Source organism: Ruegeria sp. SCSIO 43209, from assembly GCF_019904295.1.
Lineage (GTDB): Bacteria > Pseudomonadota > Alphaproteobacteria > Rhodobacterales > Rhodobacteraceae > Ruegeria.
Map to the genome: position 1 here is coordinate 1,665,475 of NZ_CP065359.1, position 19,201 is coordinate 1,684,675.

A 19,201-nucleotide genomic window follows, 5' to 3' on the forward strand; every position below is an offset into this window, starting at 1 on the left:
TTGATGCAACCTTCTGATAAGGCCCTCGTGCCATTTGTATCCGTCGACAACATGATGCGTCTGGTCCATCACATCGGGGTCGAACAGATGATCACGCAGATTGCCGCGCAGATCGAATCCGATTTTAAACGCTGGGAGAGCTTTGACAAAACGCCCCGCATCCCGGCCCATTCACCACATGGGGTGATCGAACTGATGCCAACCTCGGATGGTGAGGCATACGGGTTCAAATACGTCAATGGGCATCCCAAGAACACGTCTGAGGGCCTGCAGACCGTGACCGCGTTTGGCCTGCTGGCTGATGTCTATACCGGTTACCCGACATTGTTGACCGAAATGACGATGTTGACTGCTTTGCGGACAGCGGCAACCTCTGCGCTGGTCGGCAAATACCTCGCGCCCAAATCCGCGACGACGATGGCGATGATTGGAAACGGCGCGCAATCCGAGTTCCAGTGCCTCGCCTTCAAAGCCATGTGCGGCATCGATACGGTCCGGCTCTACGACACAGACCCGAACGCGACGGCGAAATGTGCAGCCAATCTGCAGGGCAAAGGGCTGACGGTCGTGCCCTGCAAAACGCCGGAGGACGCAATCGAAGGCGCTCAGATCATAACGACCTGCACCGCTGACAAGAAATACGCCACCATCCTGACCGACAACATGGTCGGCCCCGGTGTGCACATCAACGCCATTGGCGGTGATTGCCCCGGCAAAACCGAACTGCACCGCGATATCCTTCTGCGCTCGAATATCTTTGTAGAATACCCCGAGCAAACGCGGATCGAAGGTGAAATTCAAGCTCTGGAGAATGATCACCCTGTCACCGAGATGTGGGAAGTTATGACCGGACAAGCCACAGGGCGCACCGATGATCGACAGATCACGTTGTTCGACAGTGTCGGCTTCGCGATCGAGGACTTCTCGGCACTACGTTACATCAAAAGCGCGATTGAAGGCACTGATTTCTATGAGGCATTGGATATGCTGGCAGACCCTGACGACCCGCGGGATCTGTTCGGGATGTTGATGCGGGCAGGATAAAGAACCCGCACTTCTAAAACTGTGCCCCGGCCTTTGGCCGGGGCTTTTTCTTATCCCGCAAGCGATGGCAGGTAGAGAACAATCCCTGGAAAGGCCACCAGCAGTGCGATGGTCAGAGCATCGGCAATGAAGAACGGCGTTACACCTTTGAAGACATCCTGAACACTAAGATCGGGCCTCACGCCTGCGACAACAAAACAGTTTAGACCAATAGGAGGTGTGATCAGGCAGAACTCGGCCATTTTGACCACCAAGATACCAAACCAGATCGCACACATCGGCCCGGACATACCAAAGGCGCTGTCTGCTGCGCTGACGGCCTCGCCTCCATTCAGGGCCATAACGGCGGGATACACAACCGGAAGTGTCAAAAGCAACATACCGATCGCATCCATGAACATGCCCAGCACTGCGTAGGCCAGCAGGATGCAAATGAGGATCAACATAGGCGACATTTCGAGCGAAGTGATCCAGTCGGAAAACGCCCCCGGCAGATCTGCGAAACCAAGAAAGCGCACGTAGATCAAAACACCCCAAATAATCGCGAAAATCATGGCGGTCAGTTTGGCGGTTTCAAGCAAGGCCGATTTGAATTCAGGCCAGCGCATGCCGTGGATCAGGGCAAAGCAGAACACGATGAAGGCCCCGATGGCCCCGCCCTCGGTCGGGGTGCCCCAAGCCTTGTCGCCGAAGGGGTTATAGACAAAGCAGATTATGATGAGGATCACCGCCACAATGGGCAGTGCGCCCGGAAGTGCAGCAAATCGTTGTTTCCAGGTAAACCCGGTGACCGGCGGTCCGACGGACTTGAAGATCACGGCGATACCGACGATCAGCAAGCCATAGATCACCGCCGAAAACGCACCGGGGATGAAGCCTGCGAGCAGCAGTTTTCCCACATCCTGCTCGACAATGATGGCGTAAATCACAAGGATCGCAGATGGGGGGATTAGCGAGGCCAAGGTCCCGCCAGCGGCAACCACACCGGCGGCGAAACGTTTATTATACCCGACGGCCAGCATTTCAGGGATGGCGATGCGCGCAAAGACGGCTGATGTGGCGACCGATGCACCTGATACGGCGGCGAAACCGGCGGTCGCAAAAATCGTTGAAACGGCCAACCCGCCAGGCACCCATGCCACCCAGCGTTTTGCCGCCTCAAACAAGGCGCGGGTCAGGCCAGCGTAGTAGGCTAGATAGCCGATCAGGATGAATGTTGGGATCAGGCTCAGCGTATGAGACGCCACCTTGGAATGTGGCACCTGGCCAGCCGTTTTGACGGCCACCGTCAGTGCCTTACCAAACCGCTCGGGATCATACCCAAACTTCGCCCAGAATATCCAAACAAGGCCAACCAACCCTGCCAGACCTGCAGCAAATGCCACCCGCATGCCAGTGACGACAAGAACCAACAGTCCGGCAGTGACCCAAAGGCCGATATCAATCGTGTCCATGGGTCAGTTACGTCCTTCGAATTGTTCGGCCTCGGCTGCAGCCTGTGCGGCGGCATCCTGTATCAGCGGTACGGCCACCGGTGCCTCGAGCCCCAGCATGAAGGCGCGTCCATAGCCCCAGACCTGCAAGATTAGCCGGGCGCACAGCACCGAAAAAGCAACGGGCGCCAGCAGCTTGGCTGGCCAAATAGGAATCCCGATATCAATCGAGCTGTCGCGACTCCACATCGGAGCGCCGAAGTCAAAGGACCGGTCAAAGTGTGACCAACTTCCCCAAACCAGCGCCAGCATCAGCAGCAGAATCAACAGAACCGAGATCAGCTCGAACAACCACAGCGCCCGCCCTTTCAAGCGCGAGATAACGATATCCATTCGGATATGCCCGCCATCGCGCTGCACAAACGAAATACCCAGAAACGCGATCAGGGGCATCGCCTGTTCAATCCAGTCAACATATCCGGGCAAAGGCGCGTTTAATGCGTTTCGGCCGCTGACTGACACAACAGCCAGCACCATCAGCCCGAAAACCGCGAATCCGCTGATCAGCGCCATAAAACGCTCTAGACGTAACAAACGGTGATCCAACCGGCTTAGAAGACTGCCATCCTCAAGCACCGTGGCATGTCCTGCCATCTCAGCATTCCTTTGATTGAAGGAGATGCCGGGTGCCTAATGACACCCGGCTGTGGCGATCAGTTACCGCCGCGCTGCTGTTGCAGTGTCGATTGCACAAGATCATAAAGATCCTGCGCAGGCAGACCCTGGGCGGTCATGTCTTCGATCCACTTCGCGCGAATCGGATCAGCGGCTTTGGCGCGAAACTCCTCAAGCACGGCATCGTCAATCTCGACCTTTTCAACGCCTTTCTCTGCCAGCACGCCATCCCACTTTTCAAGCAGTCCACCGTAGTTGGCCAGATAGTGATCGATAGCCTCATTAATCGAGCCGTCCAGCGCTTCGCGATGTTCGGCTGGCAGCGCTTCATAGGCGTCGATATTCACCACCACCGGACAGTTTACCGTTCCGGGATTCAGATTGGCCGTCCACCAGTCAGCTTCGTTGATTGTCCCGAACGACAGATGCGCATGCTGAGCGAAGGCCACGGTATCGACCACGCCAGATTCCATCGCATTGTAGGCTTCGGTCGCAGGCACGGACGTAGGTACGCCACCAACTGCTTCAAATGCTTGCCCCAAACCGCCAGTTGCGCGTACGCGCATACCGTCGAACTCGGCAAGCTCATCACGAGGGTTACCGGTACCAACAAGATTATATTGAGGCATCGGTGAAGTCATGATGATGCGCGCGTTCCACTGCGCCATCTCGTCCTTGACTGCTGGATGATCGTAGACTGCGTGGCTGACGGCCACCTCTTCATCCAATGTGTTTACGCCAAGGAAGGGCAGTTCCAAAACGGTGATCGCGCGGTTCTTATCGCGGTGATAGCCCGCACAGAACTGCGCCATCTCGAACGCGCCAATCTCGATTCCATCCAGGTTTTCCTTGGGCTTCGACAATCCGCCATAGCTAACATTGATGGTGAAATCGCCGCCGGTTTTTTCGTTCACCAGTTCAGCCAGTTTCTCAACATGCTCGGTAAATGCGCGGCGCTTACCCCAGACCGAGGCATTCCATTCGGTCGCGGCTGCTTCGGTGACAAACGCCACACTCAGGGCGGCAAAAGCCGCACCGCTCAACATCTTTTTCATAGTGGTATCTCCCTTAGTTGCGCCCCCTATCGGGATGCTTGTTTGTGAAGCTAGCGCCAAGTCTAGAAGCTGCCAACCCCTGCGAGGAGAAGTGGTGTTATCGCCACCAGACTTCGAGATTAAAGTGAAGCTATCGGCCAAAGCCCCAGACACATGCCAATGAGCACTTAGGTCATTACAGCTATCTTACTGATTTAACGTGTATATTACGCACAATTTCAAAATTATTTACAATGTTAGTGCCGAAAATGAAATTTCTTTACAAAGAAATCCAAGGATTATGGCAATTTATTTATTTCTTTTCTGATCCCCGTATTATTCAACTTGGGGAGGAACCGGATCGACATTGCCTAATCGGCTGGCAAAATCGGTCCCATGTAATCCAGTCCAGAGGGAGGAGCCTCAAAGATGACTACCGCTGCCCAGGCAGATGCCAAGACATATCCGCCATCCGCAGAAACTGTCGCCCGTGCGCATGTCGACGCCGACAAATACGCAGATATGTACGCTGCGTCGATCAACAACCCCGAAGCATTCTGGGATGAGCAAGGCAAGCGCGTTGACTGGATCAAGCCTTATACTCAGGTCAAAGACGTCAGCTATGATTTTGGTTCGGTTGGTATCAACTGGTATGCGGACGGCACGCTAAACGTCTCGGCCAACTGTCTTGACCGTCATTTGAATACGCGCGGCGATCAGACAGCGATCATCTGGGAACCGGATGATCCAAACGACGAAGCTCAGCACATTACCTACGCCGAATTGCACCGTCGCACCTGTCGCATGGCCAATATTCTCGAGTCGATGGGCGTGCGCAAAGGTGACCGCGTTGTGATTTATCTGCCGATGATCCCTGAAGCAGCCTATGCGATGCTGGCTTGTGCACGGATCGGAGCAATCCATTCGATTGTATTTGCTGGGTTTTCACCCGATGCGTTGGCAGCCCGAGTCAACGGATGTGATGCCAAGGTCGTCATCACCGCCGATGAGGCACCACGTGGTGGCCGAAAGACTCCGCTGAAGTCCAACGCAGACGCGGCCCTGCTGCACTGCAAAGACAGCGTGAAATGTCTGGTGGTCAAACGCACCGCTGGGCAGACCACTTGGATCGATGGCCGCGACTATGATTACAACGAAATGGCGCTTGAAGCGGATGACTATTGCGCACCCGCTGAGATGAATGCCGAAGATCCGCTGTTCATTCTCTATACTTCCGGTTCGACTGGTCAGCCCAAAGGTGTCGTCCATACGACCGGCGGTTATCTGGTCTATGCCGCGATGACGCATGAGATCACATTCGACTACCATGAAGGCGACGTCTACTGGTGCACCGCCGATGTCGGCTGGGTCACCGGTCACAGCTATATCGTCTACGGACCACTGGCCAACGGCGCGACCACACTGATGTTCGAAGGCGTGCCGACCTATCCGGATGCATCACGCTTCTGGCAGGTGTGCGAAAAGCACAAGGTGAACCAGTTCTACACCGCTCCGACGGCAATTCGCGCTCTGATGGGTCAGGGTACCGAGTTCGTCGAGAAATGCGACCTGAGCGATCTCCGGACGCTGGGCACAGTCGGCGAGCCGATCAACCCGGAAGCCTGGAACTGGTACAATGAAGTTGTTGGCAAAGGTAAATGCCCGATTGTTGACACCTGGTGGCAGACCGAAACCGGCGGTCACCTGATGACCCCCCTGCCCGGTGCGCACGCGATGAAGCCCGGCTCGGCGATGAAACCGTTCTTCGGCATCCAGCCGGTGGTTCTGGACCCGCAATCCGGTGTTGAGATCGAGGGAAATGGCGTTGAGGGTGTTCTGTGCATCAAAGACAGCTGGCCCGGTCAGATGCGCACCGTCTGGGGCGATCATGAGCGGTTCGAGAAGACCTATTTCTCGGACTATAAAGGCTACTACTTCACCGGCGATGGCTGCCGTCGCGATGAGGATGGCGATTACTGGATCACTGGCCGCGTCGATGATGTAATCAACGTCTCCGGCCACCGGATGGGCACGGCCGAGGTGGAAAGCGCGCTGGTCGCCCATGCCGCCGTCGCCGAGGCCGCTGTGGTTGGTTACCCCCATGAAATCAAAGGGCAAGGCATCTATTGCTATGTCACTTTGATGAATGACCGCGAGCCGTCGGATGAGCTGCTGAAAGAGCTGCGCACCTGGGTCCGGACCGAGATCGGCCCGATTGCCTCGCCTGATGTGATCCAGTGGGCCCCCGGCCTGCCCAAGACTCGCTCGGGCAAGATCATGCGCCGAATTCTGCGCAAGATTGCCGAGAACGACTTTGGTTCGCTTGGCGATACGTCGACCCTGGCCGATCCGTCAGTGGTCGAAGACCTGATCGAAAACCGGGCAAACAAGTGAGGATGTGATGGACGCTGCCACGACCATATCCCCCGCTGTTCTGATCCTTCTCGGCCCTCCGGGCGCCGGGAAGGGTACGCAGGCTCGTATGCTTGAAGAGAAGTTCGGGCTTGTACAACTCAGCACCGGTGATCTGCTGCGCGACGCGGTCGCCGCAGGTACCGAGGCTGGTAATGCTGCCAAAGCGGTCATGGAGGCGGGCGATCTTGTTAGCGACGGCATCGTCATCGCGATCCTTCGCGACCGCATGGCGGAACCGGACTGCGCCAAGGGCGTCATACTGGATGGTTTCCCCCGGACCACAGTCCAGGCCGAGGCGCTTGATGGTCTGCTCGCGTCTTCAGATCAGAAGATCAACGCGGCCATCAGCCTTGAAGTTGAAGACGCCGAGATGGTGACGCGGATTTCGGGTCGCTACACCTGCGCTGGATGCGGTGAGGGCTATCACGACACGTACAAGCAGCCCGTCGAAGACGGCAAATGCGACAAGTGCGGTCACACAGAATTCAAACGCCGCGCCGACGACAATGCCGAGACGGTCGCGTCGCGTCTGGCGGCCTATCACGCGCAGACCGCACCGCTGATTGACTACTATCAAGCCCAGGGCGTGCTGAAAGGCATCGATGCCATGGGCCAGATCGACGACATCGCGCAAGACCTTCAAGGGATTGTCGGCGAGGTCATGAAATAAGGGGAGGAGATAAGCCCTAGGGCTTTGATCCTAAATCAGAATACTTCAATGGACCCGCCTTGGCGGACCAGAGAAGTTATGCCTGACGTCACGGGGCGTTTGGCACAACCGAGAAGCGGCCCACCGCACTGGAGGAGTTGGGCAATGGGCCGCCAATGAGGGAAGCGAAGGAGGAACCCGCGATGGCGGATCATTCAACAAACTCCGCGCAGACTGCCGAAGCCGACAAGGGCTATTGGCAGGCCAACCTGCGCCTCATCTACATCAGCCTCGCGATTTGGGCGCTGGTGTCGTTTGGATTCGGCATTCTGCTGCGTCCGCTGCTGTCCGGCATCGCCGTTGGCGGTACAGATCTGGGCTTTTGGTTCGCTCAGCAAGGATCGATCCTGGTCTTTCTGGTGCTGATCTTCAACTACGCCTGGCGCATGAACAAGCTCGACGCTGAGCACGGCGTGGACGAGGAGTAATCGGCATGGATCAGTTTACCATCAACCTGCTGTTTGTGGGCGCGTCTTTTGCGCTTTACATCGGCATCGCGATCTGGGCCCGTGCGGGTTCCACATCGGAATTCTATGCCGCCGGTCGCGGCGTTCACCCGGTCACCAACGGTATGGCGACAGCGGCGGACTGGATGTCTGCGGCCTCGTTCATCTCGATGGCGGGCCTGATTGCCTTTACCGGCTACGACAACTCGACCTTCCTGATGGGTTGGACCGGTGGCTACGTGCTGCTGGCCCTGCTGCTTGCGCCCTACCTGCGTAAGTTCGGCAAGTTCACCGTGTCGGAATTCATCGGCGACCGTTTCTACAGCCAGACCGCACGTATCGTTGCGGTGATCTGTCTGATCGTTGCGTCGGTGACCTACGTGATCGGTCAGATGACCGGTGTTGGCGTGGCCTTTGGCCGCTTCCTCGAAGTGTCCAACACCACTGGTCTGCTGATCGGTGCGGGCGTTGTGTTTGCCTACGCAGTGTTTGGTGGGATGAAGGGCGTGACCTACACTCAGGTCGCTCAGTACTGCGTGCTGATCACCGCTTATACCATCCCGGCCATCTTTATCTCGCTGCAGCTGACCGGCACACCTGTTCCGGCGCTGGGTCTGTTTGGTGACACCGCCAGCGGTGAACCCCTGCTGACCAAGCTGGACGCCATCGTGACCGAGTTGGGCTTCAACGACTACACGGCCCACCACTCGAATACGCTTAACATGGTGCTGTTCACCCTGTCGCTGATGATCGGTACTGCGGGTCTGCCGCACGTCATCATGCGCTTCTTCACCGTTCCCAAAGTGTCTGACGCACGTTGGTCGGCGGGCTGGGCGCTGGTCTTCATCGCTCTGCTGTACCTGACGGCTCCTGCTGTTGGTGCAATGGCGCGCCTGAACATCACCGACATGATGTGGCCCAATGGTGGCATCGAAGGTGGTGCTGTTTCGGTCGAGGAAATCGACAATGATCCGCGTTACGACTGGATGGCCACTTGGCAGAAAACCGGTCTGCTGGATTGGGAAGACAAGAACGGCGACGGCAAGATCCAGTACTACAACGACAAATCCGAGGCGATGACTGCAATCGCCGAAGAAAAAGGCTGGGTCGGTAACGAGCTGACCAAGTTCAACCGCGACATCCTGGTTCTGGCCAATCCTGAGATTGCCAACTTGCCAGGTTGGGTGATTGGTCTGGTCGCTGCTGGTGGTCTTGCGGCTGCTCTGTCAACCGCTGCGGGCCTTTTGCTGGCGATCTCGTCGGCTGTGTCCCATGACCTTGTCAAAGGTGCAATCAACCCGTCGATCTCTGAAAAGGGTGAACTTCTGGCGGCACGGATTGCCATGGCTGTAGCCATCGTGGTTGCAACCTACCTGGGTCTCAACCCTCCGGGCTTTGCGGCACAAACCGTGGCCTTGGCCTTTGGTCTGGCAGCAGCCTCGATCTTCCCGGCGCTGATGATGGGGATCTTCTCGACCCGCATCAACAACACCGGCGCGGTTGCAGGTATGCTGGCTGGTCTGACCGTAACCCTGGTCTACATCTTCCTGCATAAGGGCTGGCTGTTCATTCCGGGCACCAACTCGTTCACCGATGCTGATCCGCTTCTGGGTCCGATCAAGTCGACCTCGTTCGGCGCCATCGGTGCGATGATCAACTTCGGCGTCGCCTACGTCGTTGCCGGTATGACCAAAGAGACTCCGCAGGAGATCAAAGATATGGTCGAAAGCATTCGCATTCCCCGTGGTGCGGGCGCAGCTCAGGATCACTGAGTGTGATGCGGTCGGCGGCTCTTGTCTTCGATCGCATCTTTCGACTTACTGTTCCCGCCCGGCACACCACCGGGCGGGATTTTTTATTCGGAACTCCGGAGAGCGTAAATGCCCCTGTCCCATGACGAAATCACCCGGTTTCTGAAGTCTGTACACCCCTATGACTCGTTGCCCCATGATGCTTTGGACGATCTGGCCAAGCAGATCGAAGTGCGCGAAGTCGATGCCGATGGCAGCATTTACCAGCTGGGCAACGCTCTGCCCGGCGTCTTTGTGATCTATGAAGGACAGGTAGAAATTACCGATGAAAACGGCGCTGTCGTTTCGCATCTGGGATTGCGCAATTCTTTTGGTGAGCGCGGATTGCTGAAGGACGGCAAAGCCGCCACACATGCGCGCGCGCACACGCCGTCAGTGTTGATCGTGTTGCCGCCAGACCTTGTGAAAAACCTGATCGAAGGTCACGATGTGGTGTCCAAGTTCTTTAACCGTTCACGCGGTGGGCGGAGCGGACCGCAAAGCCTGGCTACCAGTGCAATTGACGTGCTGATGGCTCGTGACCCTGCCACCTGCCCGCCCGATACTCCGGTTCAAAACGCCGCGCAGATCATGCGCGACCGCCATATCTCATCGCTTTGCGTGACCGAAGGGGACAGATTGTTGGGTATCGCAACCCTCCGCGATATTTCCGGCAAATACGTCGCCGAGGCGATGCCCGCTGACACCGCGGTTTCGGCGATCATGACCGCCGATCCAATCATTCTTGCCCCGACAGATATCGGCTCGGACGTATTACACGTGATGATGGAACGTGGCATCGGTCATATTCCAATTTCCGAGGCCGGTAAGCTGGTCGGAATCGTAACCCAAACCGATCTCACCCGCTATCAGGCGGTCAATTCTGCCGAGTTGGTAGGACGAATTGCCCGCGCCGACAGCCCGCAAGAGATGGCTCAAGTCACCGCTGAGATACCACAACTTCTGGTCCAACTCGTCGCGGGTGGCAACCGGCACGAGATCGTTACACGGCTGATCACCGACATCGCAGACACTGCGACGCGGCGGTTGCTGGCACTGGCTGAGGCTGAACTGGGTGCGCCGCCAGTGCCCTACTTGTGGCTTGCTTGCGGCTCGCAAGGACGGCAGGAACAGACCGGAGTTTCTGATCAGGACAATTGCCTGATGCTTGATGACAGTGTGGCAGACGGTGATATGGCCTACTTCGCTGCGCTGGCCAAATTCGTCTCAGACGGGCTGGATACCTGCGGTTATTTCTATTGCCCCGGTGACATGATGGCGACCAACCCTCGCTGGTGCCAGCCCGTGCGTGTCTGGCGCGAGTATTTCAATGGCTGGATTGCCAAACCCAACCCCGAGGCGCAAATGCTGGCCTCGGTGATGTTTGACCTGCGGCCCATCGGAGGGTCCTTCGATCTGTTCACCGACCTGCAGGCCGATACGCTGGCGGCAGCCAATGCGAATTCGATCTTTGTCGCGCATATGATTTCGAACTCACTGAAACACACCCCTCCTCTGGGCCTGCTGCGTGGGTTCGCCACCATACGTTCGGGTGAGCATCGCAATACGCTCGACCTCAAGCATAATGGCGTGGTGCCTGTCGTGGATCTGGCACGCATCTACAGCCTGCAGGGACAATTAACCGAAGCGAACACCCGCGCCCGTCTTAGCGCCGCCGAGGCTGCGGGTGTGCTCAGCGCGTCTGGCGCACGCGATTTACTGGACGCATATGACCTGATCGCTGAGACCCGATTGGAACATCAAGTGCGTCTGGTCAAATCCGGGGATGCACCAGACAATTACCTGCCACCCGCTGAATTGTCGGACTTTGAGCGAAGTCATCTCCGCGATGCCTTTGTCGTGGTAAAAACCATGCAATCAGCGGTTGGCCATGGCAAAGGAATGCTGGGTTAAGAAACTGGAAATGAACGGAGAAATCACATGTTTCTGGAACTGATCGGCACGATTTTTGCAGGCTTCGCCTTTGCGGGTGTCGTGATGGTGGTGAACAAGCTGACCGGGGGCCGCTTGCCCAAATGGGCCGCGCCGGTCGCGGCAGGTGCGGGGATGATCGGTATGACGATTACCAGCGAGTATTCTTGGTATGACCGTACGCGCGACCAACTGCCCGACAGCCTCACCATCGTGCAGGAGGTGGAAAGCCGCGCCTTTTATCGCCCTTGGACGTACGCCGTGCCCTTTGTCGACCGCTTTGCTGCGATCGACGCCACATCGGTACGCACCAATGCCAATTTGCCGGACGAGCGTCTGGTCGATCTTTACTTTTTTGGTCGCTGGGCACCGGTCTCGAAGATGCCGGTCGCTGTAAACTGCGCCGAAAACAGCCGCGCCAACCTGGCAGACGGGGCCGAATTCGCCGATGACGGACGTTTGCTGAACGCCAGCTGGATCAAGATCGACGCTGAAGATCCGGTGATCGAGGCAACCTGCGGGGTCTGACTATGTTGAACCATCTGAGCCTGCGCCTGAGGGTGTTCCTGTTCTTCCTATTACTTGCGGCAGGAGGGCTGATCATCAGCACCCTGGCTTTGTGGGTCGGTTATCAGAGGGCAAGTGATCCCGCTCTTATGGATGCGTTCATCTTCGCAGAGATACTGATCGCGTTTGGAATGTTGGCGCTAGTTGCCGGAGTCTGGCTTCTTTTTGATGATAACGTTGCAAAACCAATCGAGCGGCTCTCGGCCCAACTCCGGGCGCGCGCACACGCCGGGGTCAGCACGGATTTGGACCTTCAGGCGGCGCGTTATTTGGGCGATCTGGCCCCAGCCGCCGCTGGACTGGCCGAACAACTGGCTGCCAACGCCATGACCACGGCTGAGGCCGTGGCCGCGGAAACGGCCCATCTGGCCTCGGAAAAACAACGTCTAACGGCGCTGCTGACCGAGATTCCGGTTGCAATGCTTTTAGCCGGACCGAAGCATCAGATCGTTCTATATGACGCGCAGGCGGCTGAGGTTCTGGCACAGATCGCACATCCCCGGTTGAACGCGTCGCTGTTTGACTATCTCGAAGCGACGGGCCTGACGGATTCTTATGCGAAGCTGGTCAAGACCGGGAAAGACGTCCATTGCACGCTGACCAGTGTTGATGGGCGGCAATCCTATTCGGCCCGTATGAAACCATTGGGCGATGCCCCTGGTTACATGCTGGTTTTCGATGACAGTGCTGCGCAGATCGACCCCGACGCGGCCCGCCCGCTGGTTTACGATTTCGAACTTCTCGACACACCCGGCGATGACGCGTTTGAAGATAGACCTCTTTTGGACCTCTGCTTCGTGGTCTTTGACACCGAAACCACGGGCCTGCTCCCGCATAAGGATGAGATCGTACAGATCGGTGCGGTGCGCGTCGTAAAGGGTAAGATCGTCGAAGGCGAACGGCTGGATACCCTGGTCGATCCCGGCATCCCGATCCCCCCAGCTTCAACCAAAGTGCATAAGGTTAGCGACCGGATGGTTCAGGGTGCGCCTGATATTGCCGAGGCCGGTCGCAGCTTTCACCAATTTGCCCGGGATGCCGTCATTGTTGCCCATAACGCACCATTCGACATGGCTTTCCTGCGCCGCCATGCCGAGCGTATGGGGGTGGAATGGAGCCACCCCATTCTGGATACGGTCCTGCTGTCGGCGGTGCTGTTCGGGGCAAGCGAAACGCATACGCTGGACGCGGTCTGCGAACGGCTTGGCATAACAATTCCCGAAGCCCTGCGTCACACGGCTTTGGGTGATGCCGTCGCGACCGCCGAAGTGCTGGTTCGGATGCTACCGATGCTTACGGCCCGTAATTTGGTGACCTTTGGCGACGTCATCACCGAGACTCGCAAACACGGACGGTTGCTTGAAGACCTGAACTGACCAGAAATTCCTAAAATCACCGCAGCTTTCCGTGGACAATCCCGGCGTCGCGTGGCACCTGAGACAGGCCCATGTACGAGCGCGCGATGACGGAAAAAACTTTCATTCCCAGCCCCGAGCAAAGCCTTGCCTTTCGCGAGGCCCTGGGCTGTTTCGGCACCGGCGTCACCGTTGTGACCACAAATACCTCCGAGGGCCCCGCAGCAATAACGGTGAACTCATTTGCGTCTGTATCGCTGGACCCGCCGCTGGTCCTGTGGTGTCTCGATCGGGATTCGAACCGGTACGACGCGTTCCACAACTGCGAACATTACGCGATCCACGTTATGGCGCAGGACCAGCACGACCAAGCATTGCAATTCGCGCGAAACGGGTTCGATTTTTCCCATGCGGATTGGCAGGAGGATGACGCCGGACGCCCCCGACTTGCGGAATGCCTCGCCCGCTTCGATTGCCGCCTGTCGGCCCGTCATGAGGCAGGTGACCACCTGATCCTTGTTGGTCATGTTGAACAGGTCATGCATCGCCCAGGTCAGGGGCTGATCTTCAAGCGCGGACAATTCGGCGGCTTCGCCGATCTGATCTAATCGTCCAGCGAGCCGTGGACGGCCAATGCTTCAAGTTGCGTCTCTTGCGGGGTGATCACTCGGAATGCCTCGTGCACCCCTGCCCCCGTCAGCTCTCGGGCGACGGTCAGCAATGTATTCGGGGCATGATCTTCGCACAGCTCGGACATATGTGAGACTTCGGCCTGCGCCACTTCTAACGCGGCTTCAACCGAAGGCGCGCCGTAGAATTGCACGAAATGCTCGGCCAGATATTGCGTGATCTGGTCAATCTCGGCCTGCTCGACTTGTGTGACGGCAACAAATGTAACGCGCCCGAAGGTTTCAAGCCCCAGCCATCCATTGGCAAAGGCCTGACGCGCCTTACCTTCCAGATCAGCCTCACTCCAGTTCGAAAACTCGAATCCGCCCGAGATGCACCATTCACCGGTTCTTGCGGGTGAATGAAACACGTTCATATCGCTTTCATCAAAATGGATAGCACGGGCGAGTTTCATCTGGCGGTCTCCAATAATTCTGTCAGCGGGCGTATATGTGTGTCCGCGCCGTCGCGGATCAGCATACCGAAGCGCTCATCGGTGCCCAGAAAGACACCCCCTTCTCCAATAGGTTCTCCGACACCGCGCAGCAGCCCCATCCACTCTGCGTGAAGCGGCGCGTTACCGTCCTCGTTCCAGCGGTTCAACCAGGTCAACATGTGACGCGACCAGCTCTCGACCAACTGCGTCGCAGAAACCTCGGCGCATCCTTCATCATAGAGCGAGGTAACATCCGGTGTTTCCCCCGGTGCATCGCTGGTTTGAAGCAAGGCCAGTTCCCAACCAACGATCAGCCAATCGGGAACCTCATCCACCTCGGCAGACGAGGCTGAGACTTTTATTGTCCCACATTTTGCACCGTTTACACAGATCAGCCCATCCCAACCCAAGTGCACCGCGACCTCGGGCGGGGCCAGCGCGCCCAGCGCATTCTGGAACCCGACAGCACAAAGCGGCAGCATCGCCATAGCATCCCGCAACGGAACCTCGGGCGCGAATACTATCGCAACGCGCAGACGATCCGCCTGAATATTGTGGACCACAGTTCCCGCGTCACAGCCCAGTGCTGCCATCGCCTGCGCCCGCTCGAACGGGTCTTCGCCAGCCTTGGCAGGTTGCCCTTTGAGCAATGGGGGAAAGACTGGCTGGGTCACGCGTTGCCCTTGGCAATCATGTCGCGGGCGATCTTGCGGAAGGCTTCGGCTTGCGGGCTATCAGGTTTGCTGACAACGATGGGGGCACCCCCGTCGGCGGCAACTCGGATATCCAGATGCAGCGGAATTTCCCCTAGCAATGGCACGCCCAGCGCCTCGGCTTCTGAGGCAACACCGCCATGGCCAAAGACATGTTCTTCGTGTCCGCAATTCGAGCAAATATGCGTCGACATGTTTTCGATCATCCCAACAATGGGCGTCTTGAGCTGGTTGAACATATCGATCCCCTTGCGGGCGTCGATCAAAGCAACATCCTGTGGGGTTGAGACGACAATGGCTCCATCCACCTGAAACTTCTGGCTCAGCGTCAGTTGCACATCGCCGGTTCCGGGGGGCAGATCAACGATCAACACATCCAATGCGCCCCATTGCACCTGACTCATCATCTGCTGCAAGGCGCCCATCAGCATAGGGCCGCGCCAGACAACCGCCTGCCCTTCGTTGGTCATTAACCCCATCGACATCATGGTGACACCGTGATTGCGCAGCGGCAGGATCGTCTTGCCATCTGGGCTGGCCGGTCGCCCCGACACACCCAGCATCCGGGGTTGTGAAGGGCCATATACGTCTGCGTCCAACAGGCCTACGCGACGGCCTTCAGCAGCCAGCGCGCAGGCGAGGTTAGCCGACACGGTGGACTTGCCCACGCCACCCTTGCCCGACGCAACCGCGATGATCCGGTCCACACCGGGAACGGCCTGCGGTCCGGTTTGTGAGGGCTTGGGCTTGGGCTTCAAATCAGGCGGCGCCTTGTCCGAATGCGCGGTCAACATTGCCGAGACCTTGGAAACACCATCGACCATCTGCGCCGCCTGTTCGGCTGTGGCGCGTACGGGCTCCATCTTCTCGGCCTGTTTGGGATCGATCTCCAGCACAAACCGAACGGTATCACCTTCAACATTCAATGCACGCACGATACCCGCGCTCACAATATCCTGACCAGAAACCGGATCGGTAATCTTCTTTAAGTTCGCTAGAACTGCATCACGGATGCTCATGCCGTCTTCCCCTTGATCCGCCCCGCGCTGGGCGCCTTGCGTATCGACAGAATATAGTCGCCGCTCATTGCATGTGTCTCCGTCTCATTTTGTACATTTGACGCATCGGGTCAGCCGCCGTTAGGCTTAACCATGCGCTTTGTCCTGTTGTGCCTGAGCCTGACGCTCACCGCCACCCCCTCTTGGTCGCAAGAGGCATTGGGCCTTGCCGCCCCGGATGAGGTGACAAACTCAGGTCTTTTGCAACATATTCTTCCGCGCTTTTCTCTCAAGACCGGAATACGTGTTGTTGCGGATGAAAGCGGCGTCATGTCACTGGCCCCGAGTTCGCCCGGCGATCCGGTCTTTGCCCGTGACGGGGTGGTCTATCATCTACGAATCGACGACAGCGCCAAGCAGGTAAGGTTTCGTGAATGGCTACTTTCCGACATTGGCAGACGGACGGTTGAAAACTTCATCCCCGACGAGGGCACGCCCTTTAGCGCAAGTTTCGAAACTGCCACTGTTACCAAAGAGGTCGTGGTCGACGGAAACGCGCTGCTTGGCGAAGATCTGTCGATGACCCATTGTGGCCGGTGCCACGTAATTGGCCCAAAGAATCGGATGAACGGGCTGGGTTCGACCCCGTCTTTCGCAGTGCTGCGCGCAATGCCCGACTGGTCGGAACGGTTTCAGGCGTTCTTTGCCCTGAACCCACACCCAGCTTTCACGCAGATCGAGGGCATCACCGAACCTTTCCCGCCCGAGCGCCCCTCGCCGATCCATCCGGTCGAGATGAGCCTGGATGACCTCGAAGCAATTCTGGCTTTCGTGACCGCCATGCGCGCCGCCGATCTGGGCGCGCCACTGCAACTTCAGTGATCCTTGCGCTTTGAAAGGTAATCATCCGTTGTGACAACCCGTGGTCTGGGGGCGGATTGAAACGGATTGTCAGCGCTATGGAACTGGGCGTTCACCCGGCAATTGTCGCACATCTGGATCATCCGCGCCTGATCCGAGGTCGCGAACATCGGATGTGTGCCCGACAACTTTTCCATGATCCGCTCAACCGTTGATTTAACGCCAAACGCTGCGCCGCATTCGACGCATTCAAAGGGTTCCTCTTCATTCAGCACCTGTTGTGACAGCGCTTGGTCGCTCAGATCAAGCTGGGGCACTAGTGTGATCGCCTGTTCTGGGCAGATCGTTCGGCAAATCCCGCATTGCAGGCAGGCGTCCTGCTGGAAATTCAACTGCGGCTTCTCCGGGTTATCGATCAGCGCCCCCGATGGGCAAAGGGACACGCAACTCAGGCACAATGTACAGGTGTCGGTATTCACTGCAATCGCGCCATAAGGCGCGCCCTCGGGCAGGGCCAGCGGCACCTCGACCTCCGGGTTCAAAGCTTGCGCCGCCAGACGCGCTATTTGACGACGATTACCCAGTGGAAGCACCGGATCGGCCAATGGCTGCGGAACATTCTGCGCATAAAGCAGATCTGCCAGCGCATCCGGGTCGGTTTCATCGATCAGACTCAGCGCGTCGTACTCTGCGATTGCCCGAGCCAGCTCTAATTCACGATCAAGCGCGTCCCGTTCGGTCTTGGGGCTAATCAGGATATCGGCGCGCGCAAAGCCATGCGCCAGCGCTGCGAGCATCTCGGCATGTCCAAAGCCCGAAACCACATTCAGCTCCAGCGGAATGACATCCGCTGGCAGTCCCCGTCCAAACCGGGCCGCCATCCGGATCATCTGCGCCCCATGGGCGTCGTGCACCAGTAGTCGCGGTGCAACGCCGCCCGCGCGCCGGAAGGTCCGGGCCAGTATGTGCATCCGCGACAATACCGCCGAGACCGGAGGATCTTCATATGTGATGGCAGTCGACGGGCACAACGCCGAACACTCACCGCACCCAGCGCAAATCATCGGATCAATGGCTACATGATCGCTAGCTGGTGTGATCGCACCGGTCGGGCAGACGTCCAGACAGTTTGAACACCCCGTTTGTTCCGCTCGCGAATGGGCGCAAAGCGTCTCATCCAATCGGACATAGAGCGGTTTTTCAAAGGTCCCGACCAGTTGCACCGCTTCAAAAGCAAGACGCGCGACGGCCACCGCATCGCGGGGATCAGCGCGCAAGTACCCCTCGCGCTTTTCGGGGGCATTTACCAAAGGTGTTGCTCCGGTCAGATCAACGACAATGTCGCAACGCGACGTTGCACCGTCACGGGGTGTGCTCCAACCAAATTCTCCGCGTCCACCGGGTTCTAGTTGCTGCACCTGATCCAGATGCCAAACAAATCCGCCCAGCGCGCCGGTCAGTCTGCGTATTCGTGCGCGCGCTACGTCATAGTTGCGGCTTAGCGGTTCTGCATCGTCAACCACAATTACAGTCACTGCCAACACAGCGGACAGCTGTTCGGCCAACGGAAAGACAACCTCTCCGGGCCCCACAATACAGCAGGTACCTTCACTGATGACATCGAAACTTGGGGTCACTGGCTGCGGCAGTAATGCCTCAGCCGCGAGCGCAGCCATTTTGGGGGTTGCATCGGTCCCCTGTTCGGACCAGCCAGCTCGGTCGCGCAGATCGACAAATCCGGGGGCTTCAACACCCAGTTCCTCGGCAAGCTCGCTAAAAACTGCACTTTCCTGAGCGCAAGCAAACACCACCTGCTCATCGCCCGTCATCAACTCGGCGGCAGTTTGAATCTGGCGCGTACAAAGGGCGGTATGCACCTTCGAGCACTCCGTATCGCAGGCTGCAGAAATACCATCTGCGTTCAGGGACTGCGTCCCCTCGCAATCACACAATATGAGCTTGCTGGCCATTTCCCCTCCCGACGCTGCGTTCTGCCCCATCAGCAGCTTAGACCCAATCCGCGCCGAGGCAATGCGAAGCATCAGAGAAAATCCCGATATGTGCATTATTTTTCATCACAATTCGCCATCAAAACCTGAAGTTGGGAATAAACTCTAAGTGAAT

At 57.6% G+C, this 19,201-nt stretch carries 17 protein-coding genes; 10 read left to right on the top strand and 7 right to left on the bottom strand.

What is annotated here, in order from left to right; translation table 11 throughout:
- Entirely contained in the window at positions 1 to 1,044 is a 1,044-nt protein-coding gene (locus I5192_RS08360; RefSeq protein WP_304621968.1) for an ornithine cyclodeaminase, read from the top strand.
- A gap of 50 nt (positions 1,045 to 1,094) precedes the next feature.
- On the opposite strand, the gene I5192_RS08365 is transcribed toward I5192_RS08360, so the two are convergent.
- The 3 genes from I5192_RS08365 to I5192_RS08375 are packed head-to-tail and all read right to left on the bottom strand — an operon-like array spanning position 1,095 to position 4,207.
- Positions 1,095 to 2,498 (bottom strand): TRAP transporter large permease, encoded by a 1,404-nt coding sequence (locus tag I5192_RS08365; protein ID WP_170393344.1) that lies wholly within the window; start codon positions 2,496 to 2,498, stop codon positions 1,095 to 1,097.
- Positions 2,499 to 2,501: 3 nt separating this feature from the next.
- On the bottom strand, positions 2,502 to 3,131 hold the full coding sequence (locus tag I5192_RS08370; protein WP_170393345.1) for a TRAP transporter small permease subunit: 630 nt from the start codon (positions 3,129 to 3,131) through the stop codon (positions 2,502 to 2,504).
- Between the two features lie 59 nt (positions 3,132 to 3,190).
- A complete protein-coding gene (locus I5192_RS08375; protein ID WP_223118172.1) occupies positions 3,191 to 4,207 on the bottom strand; it encodes a C4-dicarboxylate TRAP transporter substrate-binding protein in 1,017 nt (338 codons plus the stop codon).
- A 408-nt stretch (positions 4,208 to 4,615) separates the two neighbouring features.
- On the opposite strand from I5192_RS08375, the gene acs reads away from it, so the two are divergent.
- From acs to I5192_RS08415, 8 genes are all read left to right on the top strand, one after another.
- On the top strand, positions 4,616 to 6,580 hold the full coding sequence (gene acs / locus I5192_RS08380; RefSeq protein WP_223118173.1) for an acetate--CoA ligase: 1,965 nt from the start codon (positions 4,616 to 4,618) through the stop codon (positions 6,578 to 6,580).
- Positions 6,581 to 6,587: 7 nt separating this feature from the next.
- Complete coding sequence (locus I5192_RS08385) at positions 6,588 to 7,271, top strand: adenylate kinase (protein WP_170393348.1); 684 nt, start codon at positions 6,588 to 6,590, stop codon at positions 7,269 to 7,271.
- Positions 7,272 to 7,453: 182 nt separating this feature from the next.
- Positions 7,454 to 7,738 carry a DUF4212 domain-containing protein gene (locus tag I5192_RS08390; RefSeq protein WP_010439512.1) on the top strand — a complete coding sequence of 95 codons (285 nt, stop codon included), beginning with the start codon at positions 7,454 to 7,456 and terminating at the stop codon, positions 7,736 to 7,738.
- A gap of 5 nt (positions 7,739 to 7,743) precedes the next feature.
- Positions 7,744 to 9,528: a sodium:solute symporter family protein gene (locus I5192_RS08395; protein WP_170393349.1), complete on the top strand. Its 1,785-nt coding sequence runs from the start codon at positions 7,744 to 7,746 to the stop codon at positions 9,526 to 9,528.
- Positions 9,529 to 9,636: 108 nt separating this feature from the next.
- Positions 9,637 to 11,460, top strand: a complete 1,824-nt coding sequence (locus I5192_RS08400; RefSeq protein ID WP_170405191.1) for a DUF294 nucleotidyltransferase-like domain-containing protein — start codon at positions 9,637 to 9,639, stop codon at positions 11,458 to 11,460.
- 27 nt (positions 11,461 to 11,487) lie between these two features.
- Entirely contained in the window at positions 11,488 to 12,006 is a 519-nt protein-coding gene (locus I5192_RS08405) for a hypothetical protein (RefSeq protein WP_170393351.1), read from the top strand.
- A 2-nt stretch (positions 12,007 to 12,008) separates the two neighbouring features.
- Positions 12,009 to 13,421 (top strand): 3'-5' exonuclease, encoded by a 1,413-nt coding sequence (locus I5192_RS08410; protein WP_170421193.1) that lies wholly within the window; start codon positions 12,009 to 12,011, stop codon positions 13,419 to 13,421.
- Between the two features lie 86 nt (positions 13,422 to 13,507).
- A complete protein-coding gene (locus I5192_RS08415) occupies positions 13,508 to 14,008 on the top strand; it encodes a flavin reductase family protein (protein WP_170595890.1) in 501 nt (166 codons plus the stop codon).
- Here the strand turns inward: I5192_RS08415 and I5192_RS08420 are convergent.
- The 3 genes from I5192_RS08420 to I5192_RS08430 are packed head-to-tail and all read right to left on the bottom strand — an operon-like array spanning position 14,005 to position 16,237.
- A complete protein-coding gene (locus I5192_RS08420; RefSeq protein ID WP_170393354.1) occupies positions 14,005 to 14,484 on the bottom strand; it encodes a DUF6505 family protein in 480 nt (159 codons plus the stop codon). The two genes, I5192_RS08415 and I5192_RS08420, sit on opposite strands and share 4 nt — an antisense overlap.
- Positions 14,481 to 15,179 (bottom strand): biotin/lipoate--protein ligase family protein, encoded by a 699-nt coding sequence (locus I5192_RS08425; protein ID WP_223118174.1) that lies wholly within the window; start codon positions 15,177 to 15,179, stop codon positions 14,481 to 14,483. The genes I5192_RS08420 and I5192_RS08425 overlap by 4 nt, the downstream gene beginning before the upstream one ends.
- A complete protein-coding gene (locus I5192_RS08430) occupies positions 15,176 to 16,237 on the bottom strand; it encodes an Mrp/NBP35 family ATP-binding protein (RefSeq protein WP_170405176.1) in 1,062 nt (353 codons plus the stop codon). Before I5192_RS08430 ends, I5192_RS08425 begins: the two co-directional genes overlap by 4 nt.
- A gap of 132 nt (positions 16,238 to 16,369) precedes the next feature.
- Between I5192_RS08430 and I5192_RS08435 the strand changes: the two genes are divergently transcribed.
- Positions 16,370 to 17,098, top strand: coding sequence for a cytochrome c (locus tag I5192_RS08435; protein WP_223118175.1), 729 nt, complete (start codon positions 16,370 to 16,372; stop codon positions 17,096 to 17,098).
- Here I5192_RS08435 and I5192_RS08440 read toward each other — a convergent pair.
- Positions 17,092 to 19,047, bottom strand: a complete 1,956-nt coding sequence (locus I5192_RS08440; RefSeq protein WP_223118281.1) for a 4Fe-4S binding protein — start codon at positions 19,045 to 19,047, stop codon at positions 17,092 to 17,094. The genes I5192_RS08435 and I5192_RS08440 overlap by 7 nt on opposite strands.
- Positions 19,048 to 19,201: the final 154 nt, after the last annotated feature.